Source organism: Kineosporia sp. R_H_3, from assembly GCF_002198675.1.
Classification (GTDB): domain Bacteria; phylum Actinomycetota; class Actinomycetes; order Actinomycetales; family Kineosporiaceae; genus R-H-3.
The window spans coordinates 1-22,494 of sequence record NZ_MWLL01000011.1 but is presented as its reverse complement, the minus strand read 5'-3'; the positions used below and the strand labels follow the sequence as shown (position 1 = coordinate 22,494).

Sequence of the window (22,494 nt, the reverse complement as noted above, 5' to 3'; positions counted from 1 at the left end):
GTCATGGGCGTGGGCCGGGTTTGCTGCGCCGCCGACGGACACGGTGATGCTGATGCTGATGCTGGTGGTGACCACGATCGGGGCCCCGGCGATGGCCAGCCGGACGCGTTCGCCGATGGCGCTCAGCTGCTCGTGGCCGGTGGCGGGCAGCAGGAGGGCGAACTCCTCCCCGCCGTAGCGGGCTACGACGTCGCCGCCGCGGGCGATGATCTGCAGTCGGTGGGCGATCTCGATCAGGACGCGGTCTCCGCCGGTATGCCCGTAGGTGTCGTTGACGCTCTTGAAGTGGTCGACGTCGACGATCAGCAGTCCCAACCCCTGGCCGTTACGTTCGGTCCGGGCCGTCTCGGTGGCCAGGGCCTGTTCGAAGTAGCGGCGCGTGTGCAGTCCGGTCAGCCCGTCGGTGATCGCCATACGGCGTTGCGTGGCGACCAGTCCGGCCATCCGGGCCAACACCAACAGGAAAAGGATCATGCAGACGATGGCGGTCAGTGGCACGTCCAGGGTGGCGTGGCGGGCGTACTGGACCAGTTCCGCGGTCGGGGCCAGCAGGGACGCCACGGCCAGCACAGCCAGGCGCCTTGGGGTGGCGTCCGGGGCGGCGGCCGCCGACGGCTGGGTCAGCTCCGGCATCGATGGGTGCAGCGCCGCCGCGCCCAGCAGCAGTGCCGATCCCATCCAGAACATGTCGAGCGGTCCGCCGGCCTGGTAGGTCCCCACGATCGTTTCGATCCCGTAGGCGGTGTCCACCCCGAGCAGCACGACCAAGAACCCGGCCAGCAGGAAGAACGCCGGTGCCCGCAGGGCCGCACCGAGCATCAGCCGTGCCGCGACGCAGACCAGCAGCAGGTCACCGATCGGGTAGGCCGCCGACACCAGCCGGCCGATCAGGGTCAATCCCGGGGCGCCCGCCATGGGGGCGATCAGGAACATCCACGACAGCAGCGCCGCGCTCGTCGCCACGATCGTCGCGTCCAGCGCGCTGGGCACGTCCCACTGCGGGGTGCGCCGGCGGACCATCAATGCCAGGCCGACCGCCATCAGCGGGTATTCCGCGAGGTAGAACAGGTCCGCCACGCTGGGGAACTGGTCGTTACCGAAGATCAGGTGCTCGGCGAAGAACACGACGTCCGCGATCGAAGACGCCAACTGCCCGGCCGCCAGCCACCACCAGACCCGCCGATGTCCCGGACGGTACCGGGCCACCCCAGCCAACACACCGACCGCCGCCGACCCGGTGATCCCGGAGTAGATCGCCACCTGCGCCGCCGCCGGAGCTCCCAGCCGGGGCACCAGGTAGTACGCCCCGATCAGGACAAACCCGACCCCCAGGTACACGTTCCACGCACACAATCGGATGGCTCGGACCGTCTTCCTCGGCACCGGCACCGATCCCTCCTGTCGCCGGCAGGCTACCGACAACCCCACCCCACCCGCGCCCCATCCGCGCTCCTGCAGCATCTATCGGCACTAACGTTCCGATCTTGAACCCCATGGCCATAACGGCAACGGCCAGCGGGTGCCGCAGGTCCCGCTGGCCGCCCGCCGGACGGCGTTCCCGCCGCCGAAACTTACTAACCAACCCGCCCGAAGCACCGTTGGCGAGATAGTCCCCGCATCCGGTGTCGGTGATCATTTCGCCCACTCGGTCTCCGGTTCCGGCCTTGGCCCCTTCGGCGGGTGCTTCCCACATGGCCAGGTGAGTCATGAAGTGGTGCGGGGCGATTCACAGGCCGGGCTGGGGGACCTGCTCGACGCGCATGTGCGGTTCAGCAGTGAGCGGGTCCGGTCCGGAGCTGCGAACGCGACCGCGAAGCTGACCGCGGTGGTGGCCGGGATGGGCGCGGGCGCGGGCAGCATCGACGACCTCGACGTGGTCCGGTCGGGCGGAATGCGGAAGGTGTTCACCGGTGTGTATGCCGCGCCCACGCTGGGCATCCTGTTGCGGGAGTTCACCTTCGGCCATGCCGGGCAGCTGTCCGCGGTGCTGCGCCGCCACCTGCTCGCTCTCGCCGACCGCACCGGGGTGCTGGACGGGATCGAGCAGCAGGCGTACATGGACGTCGACTCGCTGCTGCGCCCGGTGTCCGGGCACGCCAAGCAGGGCGCGTCGTTCGGCCACACGAAGATCTCCGGCAAGGCCGTCCTGCGGCGCGGCCTGTCCGCGCTGGCCACCGCGATCTCCACCCCCGCCGCGGCCCCGGTGGTCGCCGGGATCCGGCTGCGCGCCGGGAAGGCCGGCTCCGGACGTGGCGCGGCGAGCATGGTCCGCGAGGCCGTCCTGCTGGCCAAGGCCGCCGGCGCGGGCCGGGTCCTGGTCCGCGGGGACAGCGCCTACGGCAGCGGCGCGGTCGTCACCGCGGCCCGCAACGCGGGGGCGATGTTCTCCGTGGTTCTGGTGAAGAACCCGGCCGTGACCGCCGCAATCAGCGGCATCGACGAGGACGCCTGGGTGCCGGTCCGCTACCCGAACGCCGTGCAGGACCCCGACACCGGCGAATGGATCTCCGACGCGCAGGTCGCCGAGACCACCTACACCGCGTTCTCCGGCACCCCGAACGAGGTCACCGCCCGACTCGTCGTACGACGCGTCAAGGACAAGAACCAGCCCGACGGCAGCCAGCCAGGTCAGTCAGCCCAGCAGGAGCAGCTGTTCACGGTCTGGCGGCACCACCCGTTCCTGACCGACAACGACGAACCCGCCCCGGCCGCCGACATCACCCACCGCCGCCACGCCGTCGTGGAGACCCTGTTCTCCGACCTGATCGACGGCCCGCTCGCCCACCTGCCGTCAGGGTTATCGCCGCGAACACCGCCTGGGCCGTACTGGCCGCGATCACCCACAACCTGCCGCGCGCCGCCGCCACCCTCACCACCGCAGCCGCACCGACCTGCGGGTGGCCCGCGGCGCCACGATCCGCCGCCACATCATCAACATCCCGGCCAGGCTGGCCCGCCCGCAACGCCGACGGGTCCTCCACCTACCCGAGCATGCCCCCCGGTCAGAGTGCTGGCTTCGACTGTGGCGCACCGTGTTCCAGACCTAACCGGGCCATCAGAACACCCCGCGCGGCCCCCGAACCCGACACACGGGCACCACCCCAGATCTCCACCGAGATCCCCGACAACGACCCACCTGGACGAGCTGGACAGGCCAGCAGACCACCCACGCCCAACACCTCGACAAGATCATCCGTCACCGGCAAGAACGGCCACGAGCCCGTCCACGATCGAGGCTTAGCGATAGCCGGCTAGCTAGTGTCGGGCAACCGCTGGTCCGGCTCCACCTGGAACTGAGGGCAGCCATTTCGTGCAGTGGCGACGCGCACCGGACAGCAAGGTGGCAGCGGACGTTGGGTGAGGTTAAGGCCGGGGCTCCATTCTGGTGCGACCGGTCCTCAACCTGACGGCGAGTCCGTTTCGCAGTACCCCCGCGGCGAGCGCTGCGCCGACCCCTTCGCCGGCTCGGAGTCTCAGGTCGAGCAGTGGTTCTCTGCCGAGCTCGACCAGGACGGCTGCGTGTGACTTCTCCCGGCTGAGATGCCCGGCGATGAGGTATGACCTGACTCCGGGCTCACATCTGGCGGCGATCAGTGCAGCCAGGCTCGTCGCCAAGCCGTCGAGCACGATGCATGCTCGGGATTCAGCCGCCCCCAGGATGGCCCCGGTGAGAAAGGCGATCTCAGGCCCACCGAGAGCCGCGAGCACATCGAGAGGGTCGCCGGCGTCCAACCGATCGTCGGCACTGAGCCGGGCCTCGGATCGCACTCGGGCCAGAGCTGCCTCGACGACCGCCGTCTTGCGCTGAACCATGTCCGTGTCCGCCCCTGCGCCAAGTCCTACGACATCGGCTGCTGGCTTGGTGAGCAGGGCGCAGCACAGAGCGGCGGCAACCGTGGTGTTGCCCAGCCCGACCTCCCCGACAGCCACCAAGCCACCTGGGCAGGCTGCCGATCCGGTGGAACGACCCAGCTGCACGAGCTGGTCGACGTCCGACCTGGTCATCGCGTCCGCGTCACGCAGGTTGCCCCGCCTCCCGCTGGGACGTGCCGAGAACGCGCCGTCGAGGAGCGGCCCGTCGAGGCCGGCGTCCACCAGGAAGACGCTCAGGCCGGCAGCTCGGGCTGTGACCACTCCCATGGCTTCCCCGGCGATCGCTGCGGCAAGGATTTCGCGGGTGGTCTCGCCTCGGTAGGCACTGACCCCGAGCGAAACCACGGGATGGTCGGCGCCCACCAGGATCAGGGCGCCGTCGGGCGACGTGGCCCCGGCCGCCAGGACGATGTCTATCGCCCGATCCAGGACTCCGAGAGAACCAGGAGGGGTCAGCATGCCGTCGGCGTGGTCAGTGACGTCGACGACGCGCGCGGGGCTCGGGGCTCGTAGGTGGGACTCCGGAGGCACCGGACCGGGGCTATCCGCGCTGGGCCAGCGCTCCCGCAGCACGACGTCTTCCAGTGGGGCGCGCTTGGACCATGCATGGCGTTCCAGGCCCGGCTCGGGTGGCCGTTCGTTCGGCCACCCGAGGCAGAGCCACCCCATCGTTTCCACGTCGTCGGGAAGGATCATCAGGGAGGCCAGTTCGACAGGGTCGAAGAGAGTCACCCATCCCATACCCAGGCCGAGGCCGCGTGCCATGAGCCACATGTTCTGGATGGCGCAGGCGCAGCTCCACAGATCGGCATCGGGGAAGGTGGCCCGGCCCAACACCCCGCCAGCCGCTGCCCGGCGATCGCAGGTGACGACGATCCCGACCGGCGCCTCACGGATGCCCTCCAGTTGCAGGTCCAGCAAGCGGCGACCACGGTCGGGTTCCAGCAGGGCCGCCTGTCTGAGCCGCTCTCGGTCGGCCATCGCTGCCGCCCGTTCACGGGTGGTGGGCTCGGTGACGACGATGAACCGCCACGGCTGAGAATGGCCGACGGATGGAGCAGCGTGGCCTGCCGCCAGGACGCGGGCGAGGTGGTCGCCCGGTACCGGATCAGGCCGGTAGCGACGAATGTCGCGTCGCGCGCGCAGGACGTGCTCCAGGCCCTCGACCACGGAGTCGCCGAATGCCCACCCTGTGGGATCGTCGGCCCGCTCCGCTGCCGAGGTGGCGTCCCCCGTGGTCACCCGGGGACGACGCCAACGAGCCGTCGGCGCCGCATGCGTGGCTGGGTCCATGTCAGTCGCGTCGCAGGTCGACGACCGACCCGACCACGACGACCGCCGGGGGCACGACACGCTGTTCGACGGCGAGCCGCCCGACATCGTCGAGTCGGGCGGGCAACGAACGCTGTCGCTCGTCGCCGGCGTTCTCGACGATGAGCACCGAGGCCTGCGGGTCGCGACCGTGTTCCACCAGGTATGACGCGATCTTGCCGATGTTCTCCACGGCCATCAGCAGCACCAAGGTCCCGGTCGCCCGGGCCAGGGTCGACCAGTCCACGAGCGAGTCCGGGTGTCCGGGTGGCAGGTGACCGGAGACGATGGTGACGTCCTGGGCGAGCCCGCGATGCGTCACCGGCACCCCTGCCAGCGCGGGGGCCGCCAACGCACTGGAGACACCAGGGACGACGGTCCACGGGACTCCGGCGTCGGAACAGGCCAGCGCTTCTTCGTGGCCGCGGCCGAAGAGGTAGGGGTCGCCTCCCTTGAGCCGGACGACGCGCCGCCCGGCTCGAGCATGCTGCACGATCGTCTGGTTGATGCTCTCCTGGGTCGCCGAAGGTCCCCGGGGCTCCTTGGCCGCGTCGACGACCAGTACCTGCGGGCCCAGGTCGGCGAGCAGCCCGCGGGGGGCGAGGCGGTCGACGACCACTACGTCGGCCTCGGCGAGCAGCCGCATCCCCCGCACCGTCATCAGGTCGTCCGGCCCGGGACCACCGCCCACGATCGCGACCCGACCAACGCCGTCGGGCACCAGGTTCCGGGGTTTCTCGGTGGCCACGTCAGCGTGGTGGTCGTGATGGTCATGAGCATCCGCGCCGTGACGGTGGTGCTCGTCGTGGTGGTGGGAGTGACCGACGGGGTCGTCGGGGTGGTCGTGTGGTCGTTGAGGGCGGCCCACTTTGTCACCGAAGCCGGGCACGGCGATGCGGTAGACGCAGGTGTCGCAGTTCATGCGGATGTCGCCGCTGAGGGCTTCGGTGTGGCGTTGCAGGACCAGTTCGGCCAGCTCGTCGCAGTCTCCGATCACGTCGGAGACCCGAATGTCCAGGCCGGGATGACCTTGGGCGAACTCGGCGGCCTGGGTGCGGATCCGCTCGGGCAGAACCCCTTCGAAGAGGAAGTAGGGGGCGACGACGATTCGCTGGGCGCCGAGTCGGTGCAGCTTGTCCAGGACGGCGGGTACCGAGGGTTCGGCGAGGGAGATGAACGCGGCCTCGACTCCTGCGTAGCCGCGGCCCTCCCAGAGCAGTCGAGCTACCTTGGCGATCTCGGCGTTCGCGTCGGGGTCTGAGGAGCCGCGCCCGATGAGGGCGACGTAGGTGTCGCAGCGGTCGGCACCGTCAGGACTCACGGCGTCGATGCGTTGCTCGACCGCCTGGTGGAGCAGCGGGTGCGGCCCGAGAGGGCGCCCGTAGCGGTAGGTCAGTCCTGGGTGGCGCTGCTGCTCGCGTTTCATGGCGGCGGGGATGTCGCCCTTGCCGTGGCCGGCGGCGGCCAGCACCAACGGCAGCGCCACGAGCGACAGGTTGCCGTGGGCGACCTGCTCACCCACGGCATCGGTCAGCGGTGGCGCCGACAGCTCGATGAACCCGGCTGTCACATGCCCGAGGGTGGTCCTCCCGCGGGTTCGCACCCGTTCGGTCAACGCCAGGAACTGGCTCACCCCGAGCGGGCTGCGGGTCCCGTGCCCGACGATGACCAGCGGATGCCGACCGGCCCCCGGGACCGTGTCTTCCGGGCGGGCAGTCAGTTCGACGGGGCGGGTCATGGTGTCTCCTCGTGGTAGAGCAAGGCGTTCAGGGCGGCGGCGGCCACGGCGGATCCACCCTTCTCGCCGCGGTTGGACACCGCGGGCAGTCCGCTGGCCCGAAGGGCCTCCTTGGACTCGGCGGCACCGACGAAGCCGACCGGGAGCCCGATCACCAACGCGGGTCTGGCGCCCAGGGTGATGAGCTCTTCGAGCGCTGTGGGGGCGCAGCCGATCACCCAGAGGGCGCCGGGGCCGACCCGGTCCAGGGCCACCCGCACGGCGGCGGCGGACCTGGTGATTCCGGCTTGACGCGCGAGGCCGCTCACCTGCGGTTCGGCGATCGGGCAGACCACCGGCCCGGACAGGTCGGTCCTGGTGATCCCAGCAGCGACCATGGCGACGTCCGCAACCACTCGCGCTCCGGCGTGCAACGCCGTCCACCCGGCCACCAGAGCCGGCTCGTCGCAGACCAGGTCGTCGAGGTAGGCGAGGTCGGCGCTGGCATGCACGACACGTTCCGCGACGGCGCGGGTGAGCGGAGGCAAGTGACTGGTGTCGGCCCGAGCGCGCAGGATCTCGAAGGACCTCACCTCGATGGGGTGGACCTGGCGGCTCATCGCTCACCGACCGAGATCAGGCTCCGCTCGTCGAGGACATCAAGATCGCCCACCGTGATCGGGCTGAGATCGGCGTAGCGGCGGTCGTAGCCGAGCAGCCGCCAGATCGCCACCGCGGTGAGCCACGACAGGGCGAAGAGCCCGACGATCCCGTAGCCCAGCTGCTCGAAGTGGTCGGCGATGGTGGCGTACCCGTTCAGCCAGCCCCGGTCCACGTGCTCGGCCAGCAGTCCGGCCAGGTAGACGCTGGCCACGAAACCGCCCACCAGCACCGTCATCGCGGTGGTCGCCAGGTTGTAGTAGAGCCGCCGGGCCGGGCTGCGGTGCGACCACGAGTAGGCCCGGGTCATCAACAGGCTGTCGACGGTGTCCATGGCGGCCATGCCCGAGGCGAACAGCAGCGGCAACGTCAGCAGAGCCACGACGGGCAGGGCGCCTGCAGAGGCCGTGCTCGCGGACAACGAGAGCAGGGTGACCTCCCCCGGCGCGTAGGCCAGGGTGCCGGCCCCCGCGAACCCGCCGGCCGCGACCGGCTGCTGGTTCCAGTACAGGTAGAGCGTCCACCCGAGGATGTGCAGCGCGGTCACGGCCGCCGCGATGCCGCCGAGACGGACCCTTTCCGCCCTGCTCCAGCGATCACCCAGCAGGGTGGCGGCGGTGACGGCAGAGGTGCTCACGAGATGCCTCCCGGCACGACAGGATTCGAAGTCCGGTGCAACGGAATCGGTTGCCCGACGATGCTGATCGCATCCACCGGGCAGACCTCCAGGCATTCCAGGCAGCCGGTGCACCGGTCGTGCCTCACCCGCAGCCCCGACGGAATCGGAAGCAGCGCATGCTCGGGGCAGGTGAGCAGGCAGGCGCCGCACCCCTGACACCCCTCGACGGTCACGACAGCCATCGATACCCCCGTGGGGTGACCATGCGCCCGGCGACGACCTTGGTGCGGCTGTTGCCGACGACGACCAGGCTGTACATGTCGACGTCGGCGGGGTCGAAGCCCGCCACGGTGTGCAGCTGCACGCTCTGCTCGGGCCGGCTGGCGTGTCGGACCACTCCCACCGGGGTGTCCGCCGGGCGGTGGACCGCCAGCTCGGCCATGGCTGCGGCCAGCTGCCAGTCCCGGGTCCGGCTGCGCGGGTTGTAGAACAGGACGACGAGGTCCGCCGCGGCGGCGGCCGCGACCCGGCCGCTGATCACCTCCCACGGGGTGTGCAGGTCGGACAGGCTCAGATAGACGTGGTCGTGGCCCAGCGGTGCACCCAGCAGCGACGCGGCGGCCAACCCGGCCGTCACTCCTGGCACCCCGACCACGTCGATGTCGGTCCCGGCGTACTCGAGCGCCGGGCTCGCCATGGCGTAGACGCCGGCGTCCCCCGAACCGATGAGAGCGACCGCCTTGCCCGAGGATGCGAGCTCGACGGCTGCCCGGGCCCGGGCCTCCTCGGCCCCGAGCCCGCTGGCGACCACGGTCGTGCCGGGGCGTAGCAGGTCGCGGATCTGGTCGACGTACTGGTCCAGGCCCACCACGACCGAGGCCCGCCGCAGCTCCTCGACCGCTCGAGGCGTCACCAGGTCACGCGCCCCCGGACCCAGCCCCACGATCGCGAGCCGGCCCCGCGGGGCGTGCCGCGCGACGGCCACGGTCGCCATCGCCGACGCCGTCTTGGCCACCAGCAGCTCACCGGTCGCCGATCCCCCGGCCTGGGGTGGTCCCGCCTGGAGATGCCCGGGCAGGCAGACGGGACGGATCAGAGCGGCAGCCTCGGCGACACTGCCCGTCCCGACGACGGTCCGCACGACCTCGCTGGGGTTGGGCACCGGTACCGTCGCCAGCTGCTCGGCCGGGTAGGTCAGCAATGGGACGCCGAGCCGTCGAGCCAGCTCGAGAATGCCTGCCTCGTCGGCCTTGACATCGACGGTGGCCAGGCAGCCGATGCTGGTCGCGCTCAGCTGCGCCTCGGCCAGGACTCGCTCGAGCAGCTGCTGCAGCTCCTCGACGGCGACCCCGCGGCTGGCCCCGACCCCGACCACCAGACTGGGCGGTCGCAGCACGGCGGTGCGCTCGTCGAACGGGACCAGCCGGTCGGTGACGAGCAGGCGGTAGGAGCCGGGTAGGTCGGCGCCCACGTTGTCCGGCAGCGCCGGCAACGGCCAGGTCGACTGTGCCTGCAGCCGAACCGGTTCGCCGTCCAGGATCGCCCGGGTCACCCCCGAGACGCCACCTTCGACCGGCATCCCCAGGGTGTCCAGGCCCGGAAGGTCACGGGCATCGGTCGCGGTGGTGACGACCGGTCGGGCGTCCAGCAGCGCCGCCACGCGACGGGCGAGGGTGTTGGCACCGGCCGCATGTCCACCCAACAGGGCCACCGCGTGCCGGGCGGCGTCGTCGACGACCACGACCGCCGGGTCGGTGGCCTTGTCGGTCAGCAGCGGCGCGATGATGCGCACCACGGCGCCTGCGGCCAGGAACGCCACGATGGACTCCCCCGCCCGCCATGCCTGGCGCAACGACTCGGCCGCGCTACCGGCGTCGACCAGCCGAGCCTGCGGCCAGGCCGACGCCACCACCTGGGCATGGATTCGGCCGGCGGCCGTGGCCGCCACCAGCGCGATCGGTTCGCCGTTCTGGGTCATGACCCACCCGCCTGATGCGCCAGGCCTGCTGAACCTGCTCGACCTGCCGGATCTGCCGGGCCCCATCCCTGGCCGCGTTCGGCCGAGACGACGAAGACCGGGTTCGTGGCGGACAGTCGCAGTGAACCGCCGGGCAGGTCGCTGAACCGCGACGCCGACAACTGGACTCCATCCGTGGTGAAACCGTTGCGGCGCAGGATCTCGACGACCGGTCCCACCCGGTCGACAGCCGCCAGAGCGACGACGATGCGCGCGGGACCGACCTGCGCCGGGCGTTGGGCGACGGCGGTGACCACCTCGAGTCCGCCACCACCGACGAAGACCGCGTCCGGGTCGGGCAGTGTCGCCAGCACCTGCGGCGCCGTGCCGGTGACCACCCGGACGTCGACGCCGTGCCTGCTCGCGTTGTCCCGGACCAGGTCGCAACCGGCGGCGTCCTTCTCGACCGCCACGACGGCGGCACCCAGCAGGGCACACTCGATGCCGACCGAGCCGCTGCCGGCGCCGAGGTCCCAGACCAGTCTTCCCAGTCGTGGACGCAGGCTGGCCAGCACCCAGGACCGCACCTCCGACTTGGTGATCATCGAGTCCCGGTGGTCGTAGGCGCTCTCGGGCAGCGCCCAGCCACCGGCCGGGGCCGCCGCCGGCTGGTTGTCGACGCGCACACCCGCAACGGCCCTGGCCGGGGAGGCGTCTTCAGAGTCAGCGGGTTCGGGGCCAGCAGGTTCGGGGTCGGCGGGCTCTGACAGCACCAGGACGACGTGGGGGTCGGCCCAGTCTCGGTGGGCCGCCTCGTCGGGACTGACCCAGGTGAGGCGTTCGCCGTCCGCACCGAGGTTCTCGGCGACAAGCAGGCGCCGGGCCCACCCGACCAGCCCGGCGCCGAGCTCAGTGGCCCCGGCCCCGGGCTGGGTCAGCACCGCCACCAGCGGCAGGGCGCGGCAGGCGTTGAGGGCGGGCCGCAGGTCGCGGCCGTGGGCGCTGACCACCGCGGCGCCGTCCCAAGCCAGCCCGGCCCTGGCGAAGGCAAGGGAGATGCTCGAGACTGCGGGCACCACGTGAAGTGGCAGCCCCGCCTGGCTCAGCCGGCGCACGATCCCGAAGAGGCCGGGATCGCCGCTGGCCAGCACGACCACTCGCCGGCCTGCCGCCACCTCCTGGCCGATGCGGTCCACGGCCGGGGCCAGCGGTCCGAGCACCATCCGTGGGCCGTTAGGAGGCAGGGGCACCGCCGCCAGGTGCCGGGCGGCGCCTACTACGAGGTCGGCCTCGCGGACCGCGGCCGCCGCCCAGGGCGACAGCCCGACCTCGTGGTCGAGGCCGGTCACCAGCACCGACCGTCGGACGAGATCGCCTGCGGCAGAGCCCGCCGCAAGCGAGTCGGGCCCGGCGGCCTCGTCGGCGTCGAGTTCTCTCACGCGGCCCACCGCCCGGACGAGCACATCGTTCGCTCCCCGGCGAAGTCGACCATCGCGACGTCGGCCGTGACGGCGCCGTCGGCGAACCGGACCAGCACCTGCTGCACGCGACGGCACAGCAACCCGCCGGCGGCCTCGAGCAGCCCGTGTGCCTGCCACAGCTCGTAGGCGTGCCGGCCGGTGTTGGCGGCGGCCACCGCCGCGACCACGTCGGGGTCGCCGCCGGCCTCGGCGGTCAGCGCGGCCAGCAGCGAGAGGTCGACCTTGGATCGGGTGTAGTGGGTCATCAGGATCCCGGCCGCCAGCTTGGCGAGCTTGCCGGCCATGCCGACGAACACGACCTCGGCCAGCCCGTCGCCGACGGCGGCAGTGATCGCTGCGCCGGTGAAGTCACCGACCTCGACGAAGCACACCGGCGGCAGGTCGGGCAGCAGCCGCATCGCGGCCCGCTCGGTGCGACCGCCGGTGCACAGCACCACCGTCCGTTCCCCTTGAGCGGCCAGCACGTGCACGGCCTGGACGACGCTGGCTCGCCAGGACGCCGTCGAGAAGGGCCGCACGATCCCGGTCGTGCCCAGGATCGAGATGCCGCCGATCACGCCCAGGCGGGCGTTGGTGGTCTTGCGGGCCATCACCTCACCGCCTGGCACGCTTACCACCACCTGCATCCCGCGGACGTTGACGTCGACCAGGCGGGTCACGGCGTCGGTGATCATTCGCCGTGGGGTGTCGTTGATGGCGGGGCCACCGACCGGCAGACCGAGCCCCTCCTTGGTGACGGTACCCACCCCGGCTCCGGCCACCAGGTGCACGCCGGGCTGCTCGCTCCAGGTGACGGTGGCGGTCAGCTCGGCGCCGTGCGTGACGTCCGGGTCGTCCCCGGCGTCCTTGACGACGACCGCTTCGGCCCCGGCCGGCGACAGCTCGCAGCGGGCCACCGGGAATGCCACCACCCGACCGGACGGCAACGTGATCTCGACCTGCTCCGGCAGGGTGCCGGTGGTCAGGGCTGTCACGGCAGCTGTCGTGGCGGCGGTGGCGCACGCTCCCGTCGTCCAGCCGGTACGTAGGGCGTCCGGGCGCACCTTGGCGGTACGCGGCAGGTCGGGCTCACGCAGCACGACCTCGGCGGGGGCCACCGGTTCGTCGGTCATCGGGTGCGGGCCCGCAGCTCGGCCCTGGCCGAGCGGTCGGCCTTGCGGAAGCCGTGGAAGTGGCCGGGGTGGTACAGGTGCGAGCGGGTGCCGGCGGCCGCCAGGGCGGGGCCGACCAGGAACAGGGTGTGCTTCCACAGCCGGTGTTCCTTGACGGTCTGCTCGAGGGTCTCGAGGGTGCATCGCACGATCAGCTCGTCGGGCCAGGTGGCCTGGTAGGCGGCGACCACCGGGGTCTGCGGCGGGTAGCCGCCGGCGAGCAGCTCGGCCTGCAGCTGGCCGGACCGTGCGGCCGACAGGAAGACGGCCATGGTGGTGCCGTGCTGGGCGAACCCACGGATGGTCTCACCGGCGGGCATCGGGGTCTTGCCGCCTTCGAGTCTGGTCAGCACCACCGACTGGGCGACCTCGGGGATCGTCAGCTCGCGCTGGACGATCGCCGCCACTGCCGAGAACGAGGAGACACCGGGCACGATCTCCACGGCCAGGCCCAGGGCCAGGCACAGGTCGAGCTGTTCCTGCACGGCCCCCCACAGGCTGGGGTCGCCGGAGTGGATCCGGGCCACGGTCAGCCCGTCCCGGGCCGCCTCCTGGTAGAGAGGCAGCACCCCCTCCATCGGCAGCTGGGAGGAGTCGACGATCCGGGCGTCGGCCCGGGCATGAGCGAGGACGTCGGGGTGGACCAGGCTCGCGGCCCAGATCACGACGTCGGCCTCGCCGATCACCCGGGCCGCTCGCAGGGTCAGCAGGTCGGCCGCGCCGGGGCCGGCCCCGACGAAGGACACCTTGCCCGGACCGGCCGGCTCCTCGTGGCTGGGGGTGCCGGTCACAGTTTGCCTCCTCGCCGGTCTCGGCGAGCCGGGACCAGAACCGTTGACAGATAGGGAAGGGACACGCCGGCAGGCGGGCGGTCGGCGCGCGTGATCTGTTCGTCGGGCAGGCCCAGCCCGCTGCCGACGACGACGTCACCGCTGCGGCCGTGACGCTCGATCGCGGCCAGCAGTTCGGGATGTCGTCGCCACCCCTTGTAGGCGACGACGGTTCCCGGGCCTGCCAGTGCAGCCTCGACGACGTCCATGCCCGCTGTCATGGGGATCAGGGTCAGTGGTTCGCGGCCTTCGCAGAGCACGGTGCCGCTGCGGGCGGCCAGGTCCTGCATCGCGGTGACACCGGGGACCGTGATGACCTCGACGTCGCCGCGGCGCTGCTGCACGGTGGCGGCGACGTAGGTGAAGGTCGAGTAGACGTTCGGGTCGCCGATGGTCGCGAAGGCCACCAGGTTCGCGCCCCGGGCGAACAGGTCGAGGACGACGTCGCCGGCGTCGTCCCATGCCTGCTCACGGCGGGCCGTCAGGCCGTCGCGTTCGTCCAGGGCGAACACGGCCCGCACGATGCGGTCGGCGGCGACGTAGCAGGCCACGGTCGCCTCGGCCCGGCCCGGCCCGGCGTCAGCCATCACCGGTACCACCACGGCGTCGGCCTGCTGCAGCAGGCGCACCCCTTTGACGGTCACGAGCTCGGGGTCGCCGGGTCCGACGCCCACCCCGACCAGCCGCGGGGCTCCGATCGGGGCGCTCATGCGCAGGCCCGCACGAAACGGTGGGCGGACTGTGGTTGACCTGCCGCGTGGGTGTGCAGGTAGGAGGCGTGCACCGTGCCGGCGACGAACCCGTGCGGGGTGCCGTCCCACTGCCAGGCGGCTGCCGGGCCGTACCCCGGGGACGTCGTGGTGCGGTGGAACTCGTGCCCGTGCACCCGGTCCCCGCGCCGGGCGAGGGGGGAGTCGGTGGCGGCGACGGCGTCCCGGTAGCCCAGGGTCAGGCGCCCGCTCATCTCGGCGACCACCGCGAGACGGCCCGCCATCGGGACCCCGTCGAGCGAGGTGCCCAGGTACAGCAGCCCGGCGCACTCGGCGACGATCGGGCCCTCGAAGGCGGCCACCTCGGCGAGCAGTGCGGTGTTGGCGGCCAGTCGCTCGGCGTGCATCTCGGGGAACCCACCCCCGATCACCAAGCCTCGGGTGCCTGCCGGCAAGGCGGTGTCGTGCAACGGGTCGAACACCTGCACCTGGGCGCCGGCCGCCTCGAGCAGCTCGATGCTCTCGCGGTAGGAGAAGGTGAAGGCGGCGCCGCCGGCGACGGCGACCACCGGCCCCGCACCGGCTGACACATCGGCCCCGTCCCCGGCGCGGCCGTCGGCCTCGCCACCGGTGGCGATCTCGCGGGCGGGATCCCAGACGTCGGTGGCCAGCGGCGGCGCCGTCCGGGCCAGGTCGAGCAGTGCGTCGAGGTCGAGGTGCTCGGTCATCACGGTGCCGAGGGCCTCGACGACGGCCAGGGACTCGGCGGCGCGCTCGGCGACCGGCACCAGACCCAGATGCCGGGACGGTGTGGCCACCTGGTCGGTGCGTGGGATCGAGCCCAGGACGGCGATTCCCACCTCGGCCATCGCCTGGCGAAGCAGCCCGTCGTGGCGGGCCGACCCGACCCGGTTGAGCACCACCCCGCCGATCCGCACCCGGGGGTCGAAAGCGGCCATGCCCAGGGCCAGCGCGGCGGCCGAGCGTCCCTGCCCCGAGACGTCGACGACCAGGACGACGGGGGCCTGTACGAGGCGGGCAACGTGGGCGGTCGAGGCGAACTCGCCGCGCCCGACGACACCGTCGTACAGGCCCATCACGCCTTCGACGACAGCGATGTCAGCGGGGGCCGGGGTCAGGGCGCCATGCGCCAGCAGGCCCGGGATCCGTTCCGCACCGACCAGCCAGGGGTCGAGGTTGCGGCCGGGGCGCCCGGCGGCCAGGCCGTGGTAGCCGGGGTCGATGTAGTCCGGTCCCACCTTGTGCGGGCTGACGGCCAGGCCCCGCCGTCGTAGTGCGGCCAGCAGTCCGGTGGCGACGGTGGTCTTGCCGTGGCCGCTGGCCGCGGCCGCGACCACCAGCCGGGGCAGGCTCACCGTGGCCGTCACCATTCGATGCCCTTCTGACCTTTCTGGCCGGCGTCCATGGGGTGCTTGACCTTGGTCAGCTCGGCGACCAGGTCGGCGGCCTCGACCAGGCGTGGGTCGGCGTCGCGGCCGGTGATGACGACGTGCTGGAAGCCGGGGCGGTCCGCCAGGGTGGCGATCACCTCCTCGACGTCGACCCAGCCCCACTTCATGGGGTAGGTGAACTCGTCGAGCACGTAGAAGCCGTGCTGCTCGGCTGCCAGCCGGCGTTGGATCTCGCGCCAGCCCTCCAGCGCCGCGGCGGCGTGGTCCTCCTCGGTTCCCGCCTTGCGGGACCACGACCACCCTTCGCCCATCTTGTGCCACTCGACCGGTGCACCCTCCCCGGTCGTCTCGTGGATGCGGCCCAGCGCCCGGAAGGCGTTCTCCTCGCCCACCTTCCACTTGGCGCTCTTGACGAACTGGAACACCGCGACCGGCAGTCCGGCGGTCCAGCCCCGCAGGGCCATGCCGAACGCCGCCGTCGACTTGCCCTTCATCTGACCGGTGTGCACCACCAGCAACGGCCGGTTGCGGCGCTGACGGGTGGTCAGCCCGTCCTCCGGGACGGCTTCGGCGCTCGGTTTGCCCTGCGGCATCAGGCCACTCTCCCTCGATGGGTCGCTCGTGCGGCGATCTGGGTCCCGGCCACCTCGGTCAGCCTGTCCACGGTCACCTCGGCCAACGGCACGTGCCGGGCGTCGAGCTCGACGGCCAGCCGGGCAGCCAGGCCCAGCCGGACCGGTCCTGACTCGCAGTCGACGACCACCGCGCCGACGCCGCTGCGGGCAAGGGACCGGGCAGCCAGCCAGGCCCGCGGCAACGGCTGGTCACCGGCGGTGGCCCGGCCGTCGGTGACGACCACCAGCAGCGGACGCCGGTCGGGGTCGCGCAGGCGTTGCACGCGCACCAGCTCGGCGGCGGCGTGCAGACCTTCGGCGAGCGGGGTCCGCCCTCCCGTCGGCAGCTGCCGCAGCCGGGCGACCGCGGCCTCGACGGACGACGTCGCCGGCAGCAGGGTCTGGGCCTGACCGGCCCGGAAGGCGATCAGGGCCACGCTGTCCCGGCGCTGGTAGGCGTCGGTGAGCAGGCTCACGACCGCGCCCTTGACGGCCTGCATCCGGTGGCGGGCGCCCATCGACCCGCTGGCGTCCACCAGGAACAGGACCAGGTTGGCCTCGCGGCCTTCGCGGACGGCGGCCCGCACGTCGTGCGGGCGCAGCATCAACGGCCCCCGCTCCCGCCCCCGGGAAACCTGCTGCGGGGCGGCTGCCCGGATCGTCGCGGGAAGGTGCAACCCCGCCGACCGCGCCGTCGACGGGGTCACCGCACTGGTGGTGCGCCCGCTGCCGGTACGAGCCCGGGACCGCCGGCCGGGCACTCCGCGCCCGACCCCGGAGGCGGTCAGGAGCCTGGCCCGGCCGAGGTTCTCAGAGTCGGCCGGGGCTGTCGCTCCAGGGCCGCTTGAAGGCGTGGGGTTCTCGGCCGGGTCAGAGCCTGTCGGTCCACTCCCAGATGAGCCGCTGTCACCCGAGGTCTCCTCGCCCGGGGCGGTCGGGCCTTGGCCGTCCGGCCCGTCGGAGCCACCGCCCGGACCGGAATCTTCGGGTCCCGGGTCGTCAGGTCCCGGGTTCTCGGGTCCCGGGTCGTCGGTCCCCGCGCTCCCGGGGGGCTGGGTGTCGGCGGCTCGCTGCAGTGCCTCGTCCAGGGTCTGCTGGTCGATCCCGGGTTCTTCGAACGGGGTCCGCCGCCGGCGATGGGGCAACGCCAGCCGGGCCGCGACGGCGACGTCTTCGGCCAGCACCTGCTCACGGCCCTGCCAGGCCGCGTGCGCCAGTGCCGTTCTGGCGATGACGATGTCGGCCCGCATGCCGTCGACGTCGAAGGCGGCGCAGACCTCGGCGATCTGTCGCAGCGCGCCGTCCCCCAGCACGACGGTGGCCAGTCGGTGCTGGGCCGCCACCACCTGGGCGGCGGTGGCCAGGTCGGCGTGCCGCCACTGCTCGGCGAAGGCGACCGGATCGGCGTCCGCGGCCAGCCGGCGACGGACCACCTCGACCCGGACGGCGGGGTCCCGGCTGGCGCGCACGTCGACGGTGAGCCCGAACCGGTCGAGCAGCTGGGGGCGCAGCTCGCCCTCCTCGGGATTCATGGTTCCCACCAGCAGGAACCGGGCGGCGTGGCTGACCGAGACACCTTCGCGTTCGACGTGGGCCCTGCCCATCGCGGCGGCGTCCAGCAGCAGGTCGACCAGGTGGTCGTGCAGCAGATTCACCTCGTCGACGTACAGGATCCCGCGGTTGGCGGCGGCCAGCAGACCGGGCTCGAAGGCCTTGACACCCTCTCCGAGAGCACGTTCCAGGTCGAGGGAACCAGCAACCCGGTCCTCGGCGGCACCCACGGGCAGTTCGACGAGCCGGGCCGCCCGCTGGCCGGCCGGGCCGTCGCCGGGATGCGGGCCGTCGGGACACTGCGGGTCGGGCCGGGCGGGGTCGCAGACGAACCGGCAACCGGTCACCACCGTCACCGGCGGCAGCAGTGCGGCCAGAGCCCGGACGGCGGTCGACTTGGCGGTGCCTTTCTCCCCGCGCACCAGCACCCCGCCGATGGCTGGGCTGACCGCGTTGAGCAGCAGCGCGAGCCGCAGGTCGTCCATGCCCAGCACGGCCGAGAACGGGAACCCGCTCATTCCTGGCCCTCCAGGTCGCCCTCGGTCGTCAGGTACAGCTCACGTAACAGGTCGAGGGTCTGCGGGTCGGGGTGCTGCCACATGCCGCGCTCGGCGGCCTCGAGGAGCCGTTCGGCCATGCCGCGCAACGCCCAGGGGTTGGACTGCTCGAGGAAGGCGCGGGTGGTGGGCTCGCTCAGGTAGCTGTCGACGAGCTGTTGGTACATCCAGTCGTCGACGACCCCGGCGGTGGCGTCGTAGCCGAACAGGTAGTCCACCGTCGCGGCCAGCTCGAAGGCGCCCTTGTAGCCGTGGCGGCGCATCGCGGCGATCCATTTGGGGTTGACCACGCGGGCCCGGAACACCCGGTGGGTCTCCTCACCCAGGGTGCGGGTGCGCACGTCGTGCGGCATCGCGGAGTCGCCCACGTAGGCGGCCGGGCTGGTGCCGGTCAGGTGGCGCACCATCGCGACCATGCCGCCGTGGTACTGGAAGTAGTCGTCAGAGTCGACGATGTCGTGCTCGCGGGTGTCCTGGTTCTTGGCGGCGACCGCGATCCGTGAGAAGGCGCGCTCCATGTCGCCTCGCGCGGCGGCGCCGTCCAACCCTCGCCCGTAGGCGTACCCGCCCCAGACGGCATACACCTCGGCGAGGTCGGCGTCGGTGCGCCAGGTGCGGGCGTCGATCAGTGGCAGCAGTCCGGCTCCGTAGGCCCCCGGCTTGGAGCCGAAGATGCGGCTGGTCGCGCGCCGCCGGTCACCGTGGTCGGCCAGGTCGGCGTCGACGTGCCGGCGCAGGTAGTTGTCCTCCTGCGGTTCATCGAGGGCGGCGACCAGCTGGACGGCGTCGTCGAGCAGGGTGACCACGTGCGGGAACGCGTCCCGGAAGAACCCGGAGATCCGCACCGTGACGTCGATGCGGGGGCGGCCCAGCTCGGCGACCGGGATCACCTCCAGGCCGGTGACCCGACGCGAGCGGTCGTCCCAGGTCGGCCGCACCCCCAGCAGCGCCAGCAGCTCGGCGATGTCGTCTCCCTGGGTGCGCATCGCGCTGGTTCCCCAGACCGTCAGCCCCACCGAGGCCGGGTAGGCCCCGGTGTCGGTCAGATGCCGCGCGAGCAGGGAGTCGGCCAGCGCGCGCCCGACGTCCCAGGCGTTGCGCGAGGGGATCGCCTTGGGGTCGACGGAGTAGAAGTTGCGCCCGGTCGGCAGCACGTTGACCAGTCCCCGGGTGGGTGAGCCCGAGGGGCCCGGCGGCACGAACCGGCCGGCGAGGGCGGCCAGGCTGTTGTCGAGCTCGTCGCCGGTACGGGCCAACCGGGGCACGAGCTCGGTGGCCGCGAACTGCAGCACCCGCACGGCGTCCAGGACCCGGCGGCCGGTGACCTCCTCGACGACGGCCTCGACCTTGCTGTCGTCCCACCCGAGCGTCTCCATGCCCACGACGAGGCGCCGGGCCACCGCCTCGATGAGGTCGACGGCGTCCGCGGCGGTGGCCCCAGGGCCGTCGGCGAGGTCGGTGAGGCCGCTCGGGGCGACCACTCGGGCGCCTGGTTCGGCGAGCAGCTGCTGCTCGTCGAGGTCGAAGGCGGCGGCGACCGCCTGCCGCAGGCCCGGCAGGGCGCTCGCCCCGCCCCAGACCTGCGGTGCTCGCAGCACCGCGAGCACCAGGTCGACCCGGGCCTGCCCGGTGGGACCCTCGCCCAGGATGTGCAGGCCGTCGCGGATCTGGACGTCCTTGATCTCGCAGAGGTAGCCGTCCAGGTGCAGCACGAAGTCGTCGAAGGCATCCCCGTCCGGCATGGCCTCGGCGTGCAGGTCGTGGTGCAGCTGGGCCGACTCGACCAGCTGCCAGATCTGGGCCCGGACCGTCGGCAGCTTGGCCGGGTCGAGGGCACCCACCGTGGCGTACTCGTCGAGCAGCTGCTCGAGCTTGGCCAGGTCGCCGTAGGTCTCGGCCCTGGCCATCGGCGGGATCAGGTGGTCGATCACGACGGCGTGGGCCCGACGCTTGGCCTGGGTACCTTCGCCCGGGTCGTTGACGATGAACGGATACACCAGCGGCAGGTCACCCAGGACCGCGTCCGGGGCACACTCCTGCGACAGCCCCAGCCCCTTGCCGGGCAGCCACTCCAGGGTGCCGTGCTTGCCGAGGTGGACGACGGCGTCGGCGCCGAACCCGCCGTCCTCGGGTGCGGCCTGCAACCACTGGTAGGCGGCCAGGTAGTGGTGGCTGGGCGGCAGGTCGGGGTCGTGGTAGATCGCGATCGGATTCTCCCCGAACCCGCGCGGCGGCTGGATCATGAGCATCACGTTGCCGAACCGCAGGCCCGCGATGACGATGTCGCCGTCGTCGGTGTAGAGGGTGCCCGGGGGTGGTCCCCAGTGTTCGTTCATGCGGTCCCGCAACGACTGCGGCAACCGGGAGATCCAGCGCTCGTAGGCCGCCGACGGCACCCGTGCCGGGGCCGCGCCGAGCTGGTCCTCGGTGAGCCACTCCACGTCGTGGCCGCCGGCGGCGATCAGCGCGTGGATCAGCGCGTCGCCGTCGTCCGGCAGCGGGTCGGGTCCCAGGTCGTAGCCGGCGGCAGCCAACGCGGCGAACAGGCGGACGGCCGAGACCGGGGTGTCGAGTCCGACGGCGTTGCCGACGCGGGAGTGCTTGGTGGGGTAGGAGCTGAGGACGACAGCGACCCGCTTGCTCTCGTTGGGCAGCTGCCGCAGCCTGGCCTGGCGAACGGCGATGCCGGCGACCCTGCGGGCCCGTTCCTCGTCGGCCCGGTAGACCGACAGGCCCTCGGCGTCGATCTGCTTGAACGAGAACGGGACCGTGACGATCCGGCCGTCGAACTCCGGGATCGCCACCTGCATGGCCGCGTCCAGAGGGGACAGGCCGGCGCTGCCTTCCTGCCACTGCTCGCGGGTACTGGTCAGGCACAACGCCTGGATCACCGGCACGTCCAGACCGGCCAGCATGCCGACGTCCCAGGCGTCGTCACTGCCGCCGGCCACGGCGTCGGTGGCGACCGCTCCCCCAGCGGCCAGGACGGTGACCACCAGGGTGTCGCAGACCCGCAACGCCGAGAGCAGCCCCTCGTGGTCGCTGCCCGAACCGGCGGCGGCGGACTGCTCGGTCAGCCCGCGCAGCGAACCGCAGAAGATCGGTAACGGCTCGCCGCCCACGGCCCGCACCGCATGCGCCAGGGTGTCGACGAAGGCGGTGTTACCGGCGAGCTCGTGGGCGCGGTAATAGATGATGCCGACCACCGGACGCCGATCCGGGTCCGCGGTCTGGGTGTCGCCACGCGGCACCTGGTAGCCCGACGCCACGCCCCAGGACGCAGCGCTGCGGGCCGGTTCGAAGCCGTGCCCGGTCCGCAGGACCGTGTCCGACAGGAACCGGGCCAGCTCGGCCAGGTTGGTAGGCCCGCCCTCCACCAGGTACGTCAATGCATGAGCCGCCACACCGGCCGGGACCGTCGAGACGGCCATTAGCTCGGCGTCAGGGACGGCCTCACCTCCCAGGACCACCGTGGGCAGGCCACACGCCAGGACGGCGTCCAATCCTTCGGGCCAGGCCTGCCGCCCGCCCAGCAACCGGACGACGACCAGCTGCGCGCCGTCCAGCAGAGCGGCGACGTCGCCGGGGTCCGTGCGTGAGGGGTTGGCGAGGCGGTAGTGCGCCCCGCTGGCCCGAGCCGCCAACAGGTCCGTGTCGGCCGTCGACAACAAGACGGTCACCGCGGTGGGGACGGCAGGATCGAGGACAGGCGTGGTCATGACACTCCCGGGGCAAGGTAGGGAAGACCGACCGGCGGCCCGTCGACGATGAGGGCCTCCAGCACGGCAAGGTCGAGGTGGTCGGCGACCAGGTCACCCAGCAGATCGAGGTGAGCGGCGCGGACGGCGGCGAAGGCGACATCCGGGGCCGGCGTGAAGTCTTTGCCTGCGGCGGCGGCGACGTCGTCGAGGAAGGCACGACGGAAGTCGTCGCTCTCAAAGGCGCCGTGCCACGTCGTCCCCCAGACTGCGCCGCGCCGGCAGCCGTCCAGGAAGGGTTCGGCGGCGCCTGCCGTGGTGAGGGTGGCGATGCCGTGGTGGATCTCGTAGGC

Annotated in this window: 15 protein-coding genes and 2 pseudogenes; 1 reads left to right on the top strand and 16 read right to left on the bottom strand. The window is 72.3% G+C overall.

The genetic code is table 11. The features are described 5' to 3' along the window. The coding region (locus tag ECOMGDLI_RS00570; protein WP_158220806.1) for a diguanylate cyclase at positions 1 to 1,389 on the bottom strand (1,389 nt) is incomplete at its 3' end. A 310-nt stretch (positions 1,390 to 1,699) separates the two neighbouring features. On the opposite strand from ECOMGDLI_RS00570, the pseudogene ECOMGDLI_RS00565 reads away from it, so the two are divergent. Continuing rightward, positions 1,700 to 3,047, top strand: a pseudogene (locus tag ECOMGDLI_RS00565) (IS1380 family transposase). Positions 3,048 to 3,363: 316 nt separating this feature from the next. Here the strand turns inward: ECOMGDLI_RS00565 and bluB are convergent. The 15 genes and pseudogenes from bluB to ECOMGDLI_RS00490 form a co-directional block, all read right to left on the bottom strand. Next, positions 3,364 to 5,166: a 5,6-dimethylbenzimidazole synthase gene (gene bluB, locus ECOMGDLI_RS00560; protein ID WP_088312577.1), complete on the bottom strand. Its 1,803-nt coding sequence runs from the start codon at positions 5,164 to 5,166 to the stop codon at positions 3,364 to 3,366. 1 nt (position 5,167) lies between these two features. After that, entirely contained in the window at positions 5,168 to 6,922 is a 1,755-nt protein-coding gene (cobA, locus tag ECOMGDLI_RS00555) for a uroporphyrinogen-III C-methyltransferase (RefSeq protein WP_088312569.1), read from the bottom strand. After that, a complete protein-coding gene (locus tag ECOMGDLI_RS00550) occupies positions 6,919 to 7,521 on the bottom strand; it encodes a precorrin-8X methylmutase (RefSeq protein WP_088312568.1) in 603 nt (200 codons plus the stop codon). The genes cobA and ECOMGDLI_RS00550 overlap by 4 nt, the downstream gene beginning before the upstream one ends. After that, positions 7,518 to 8,198, bottom strand: a complete 681-nt coding sequence (locus ECOMGDLI_RS00545) for a hypothetical protein (RefSeq protein ID WP_198954405.1) — start codon at positions 8,196 to 8,198, stop codon at positions 7,518 to 7,520. The genes ECOMGDLI_RS00550 and ECOMGDLI_RS00545 overlap by 4 nt, the downstream gene beginning before the upstream one ends. Continuing rightward, the gene (locus ECOMGDLI_RS00540) at positions 8,195 to 8,422 is read right to left on the bottom strand and encodes a DUF362 domain-containing protein (RefSeq protein WP_088312564.1); all 228 of its coding nucleotides are present in this window, start codon (positions 8,420 to 8,422) and stop codon (positions 8,195 to 8,197) included. Before ECOMGDLI_RS00540 ends, ECOMGDLI_RS00545 begins: the two co-directional genes overlap by 4 nt. After that, on the bottom strand, positions 8,410 to 10,158 hold the full coding sequence (cobJ, locus tag ECOMGDLI_RS00535) for a precorrin-3B C(17)-methyltransferase (protein WP_088312562.1): 1,749 nt from the start codon (positions 10,156 to 10,158) through the stop codon (positions 8,410 to 8,412). Before cobJ ends, ECOMGDLI_RS00540 begins: the two co-directional genes overlap by 13 nt. Beyond that, positions 10,155 to 11,585 carry a precorrin-6y C5,15-methyltransferase (decarboxylating) subunit CbiE gene (gene cbiE / locus ECOMGDLI_RS00530; protein ID WP_088312575.1) on the bottom strand — a complete coding sequence of 477 codons (1,431 nt, stop codon included), beginning with the start codon at positions 11,583 to 11,585 and terminating at the stop codon, positions 10,155 to 10,157. The genes cobJ and cbiE overlap by 4 nt, the downstream gene beginning before the upstream one ends. Then, positions 11,573 to 12,730 carry a cobalt-precorrin-5B (C(1))-methyltransferase gene (locus tag ECOMGDLI_RS00525; RefSeq protein WP_088312561.1) on the bottom strand — a complete coding sequence of 386 codons (1,158 nt, stop codon included), beginning with the start codon at positions 12,728 to 12,730 and terminating at the stop codon, positions 11,573 to 11,575. Before ECOMGDLI_RS00525 ends, cbiE begins: the two co-directional genes overlap by 13 nt. Continuing rightward, complete coding sequence (cobM, locus tag ECOMGDLI_RS00520; protein ID WP_198954403.1) at positions 12,727 to 13,560, bottom strand: precorrin-4 C(11)-methyltransferase; 834 nt, start codon at positions 13,558 to 13,560, stop codon at positions 12,727 to 12,729. The genes ECOMGDLI_RS00525 and cobM overlap by 4 nt, the downstream gene beginning before the upstream one ends. Then, entirely contained in the window at positions 13,557 to 14,309 is a 753-nt protein-coding gene (cobI, locus tag ECOMGDLI_RS00515; protein ID WP_088312559.1) for a precorrin-2 C(20)-methyltransferase, read from the bottom strand. The genes cobM and cobI overlap by 4 nt, the downstream gene beginning before the upstream one ends. After that, the gene (locus ECOMGDLI_RS00510) at positions 14,306 to 15,700 is read right to left on the bottom strand and encodes a cobyrinate a,c-diamide synthase (protein WP_088312557.1); all 1,395 of its coding nucleotides are present in this window, start codon (positions 15,698 to 15,700) and stop codon (positions 14,306 to 14,308) included. Before ECOMGDLI_RS00510 ends, cobI begins: the two co-directional genes overlap by 4 nt. Further along, on the bottom strand, positions 15,694 to 16,314 hold the full coding sequence (gene cobO / locus ECOMGDLI_RS00505; protein WP_088312555.1) for a cob(I)yrinic acid a,c-diamide adenosyltransferase: 621 nt from the start codon (positions 16,312 to 16,314) through the stop codon (positions 15,694 to 15,696). Before cobO ends, ECOMGDLI_RS00510 begins: the two co-directional genes overlap by 7 nt. Continuing rightward, complete coding sequence (locus tag ECOMGDLI_RS00500) at positions 16,314 to 18,404, bottom strand: putative cobaltochelatase (RefSeq protein ID WP_088312553.1); 2,091 nt, start codon at positions 18,402 to 18,404, stop codon at positions 16,314 to 16,316. The genes cobO and ECOMGDLI_RS00500 overlap by 1 nt, the downstream gene beginning before the upstream one ends. Next, a complete protein-coding gene (cobN, locus tag ECOMGDLI_RS00495; RefSeq protein ID WP_088312551.1) occupies positions 18,401 to 22,162 on the bottom strand; it encodes a cobaltochelatase subunit CobN in 3,762 nt (1,253 codons plus the stop codon). The genes ECOMGDLI_RS00500 and cobN overlap by 4 nt, the downstream gene beginning before the upstream one ends. Further along, positions 22,159 to 22,494: pseudogene (locus ECOMGDLI_RS00490) on the bottom strand (cobyric acid synthase CobQ); the annotation flags it as partial. The pseudogene ECOMGDLI_RS00490 and the gene cobN, both read right to left, overlap by 4 nt.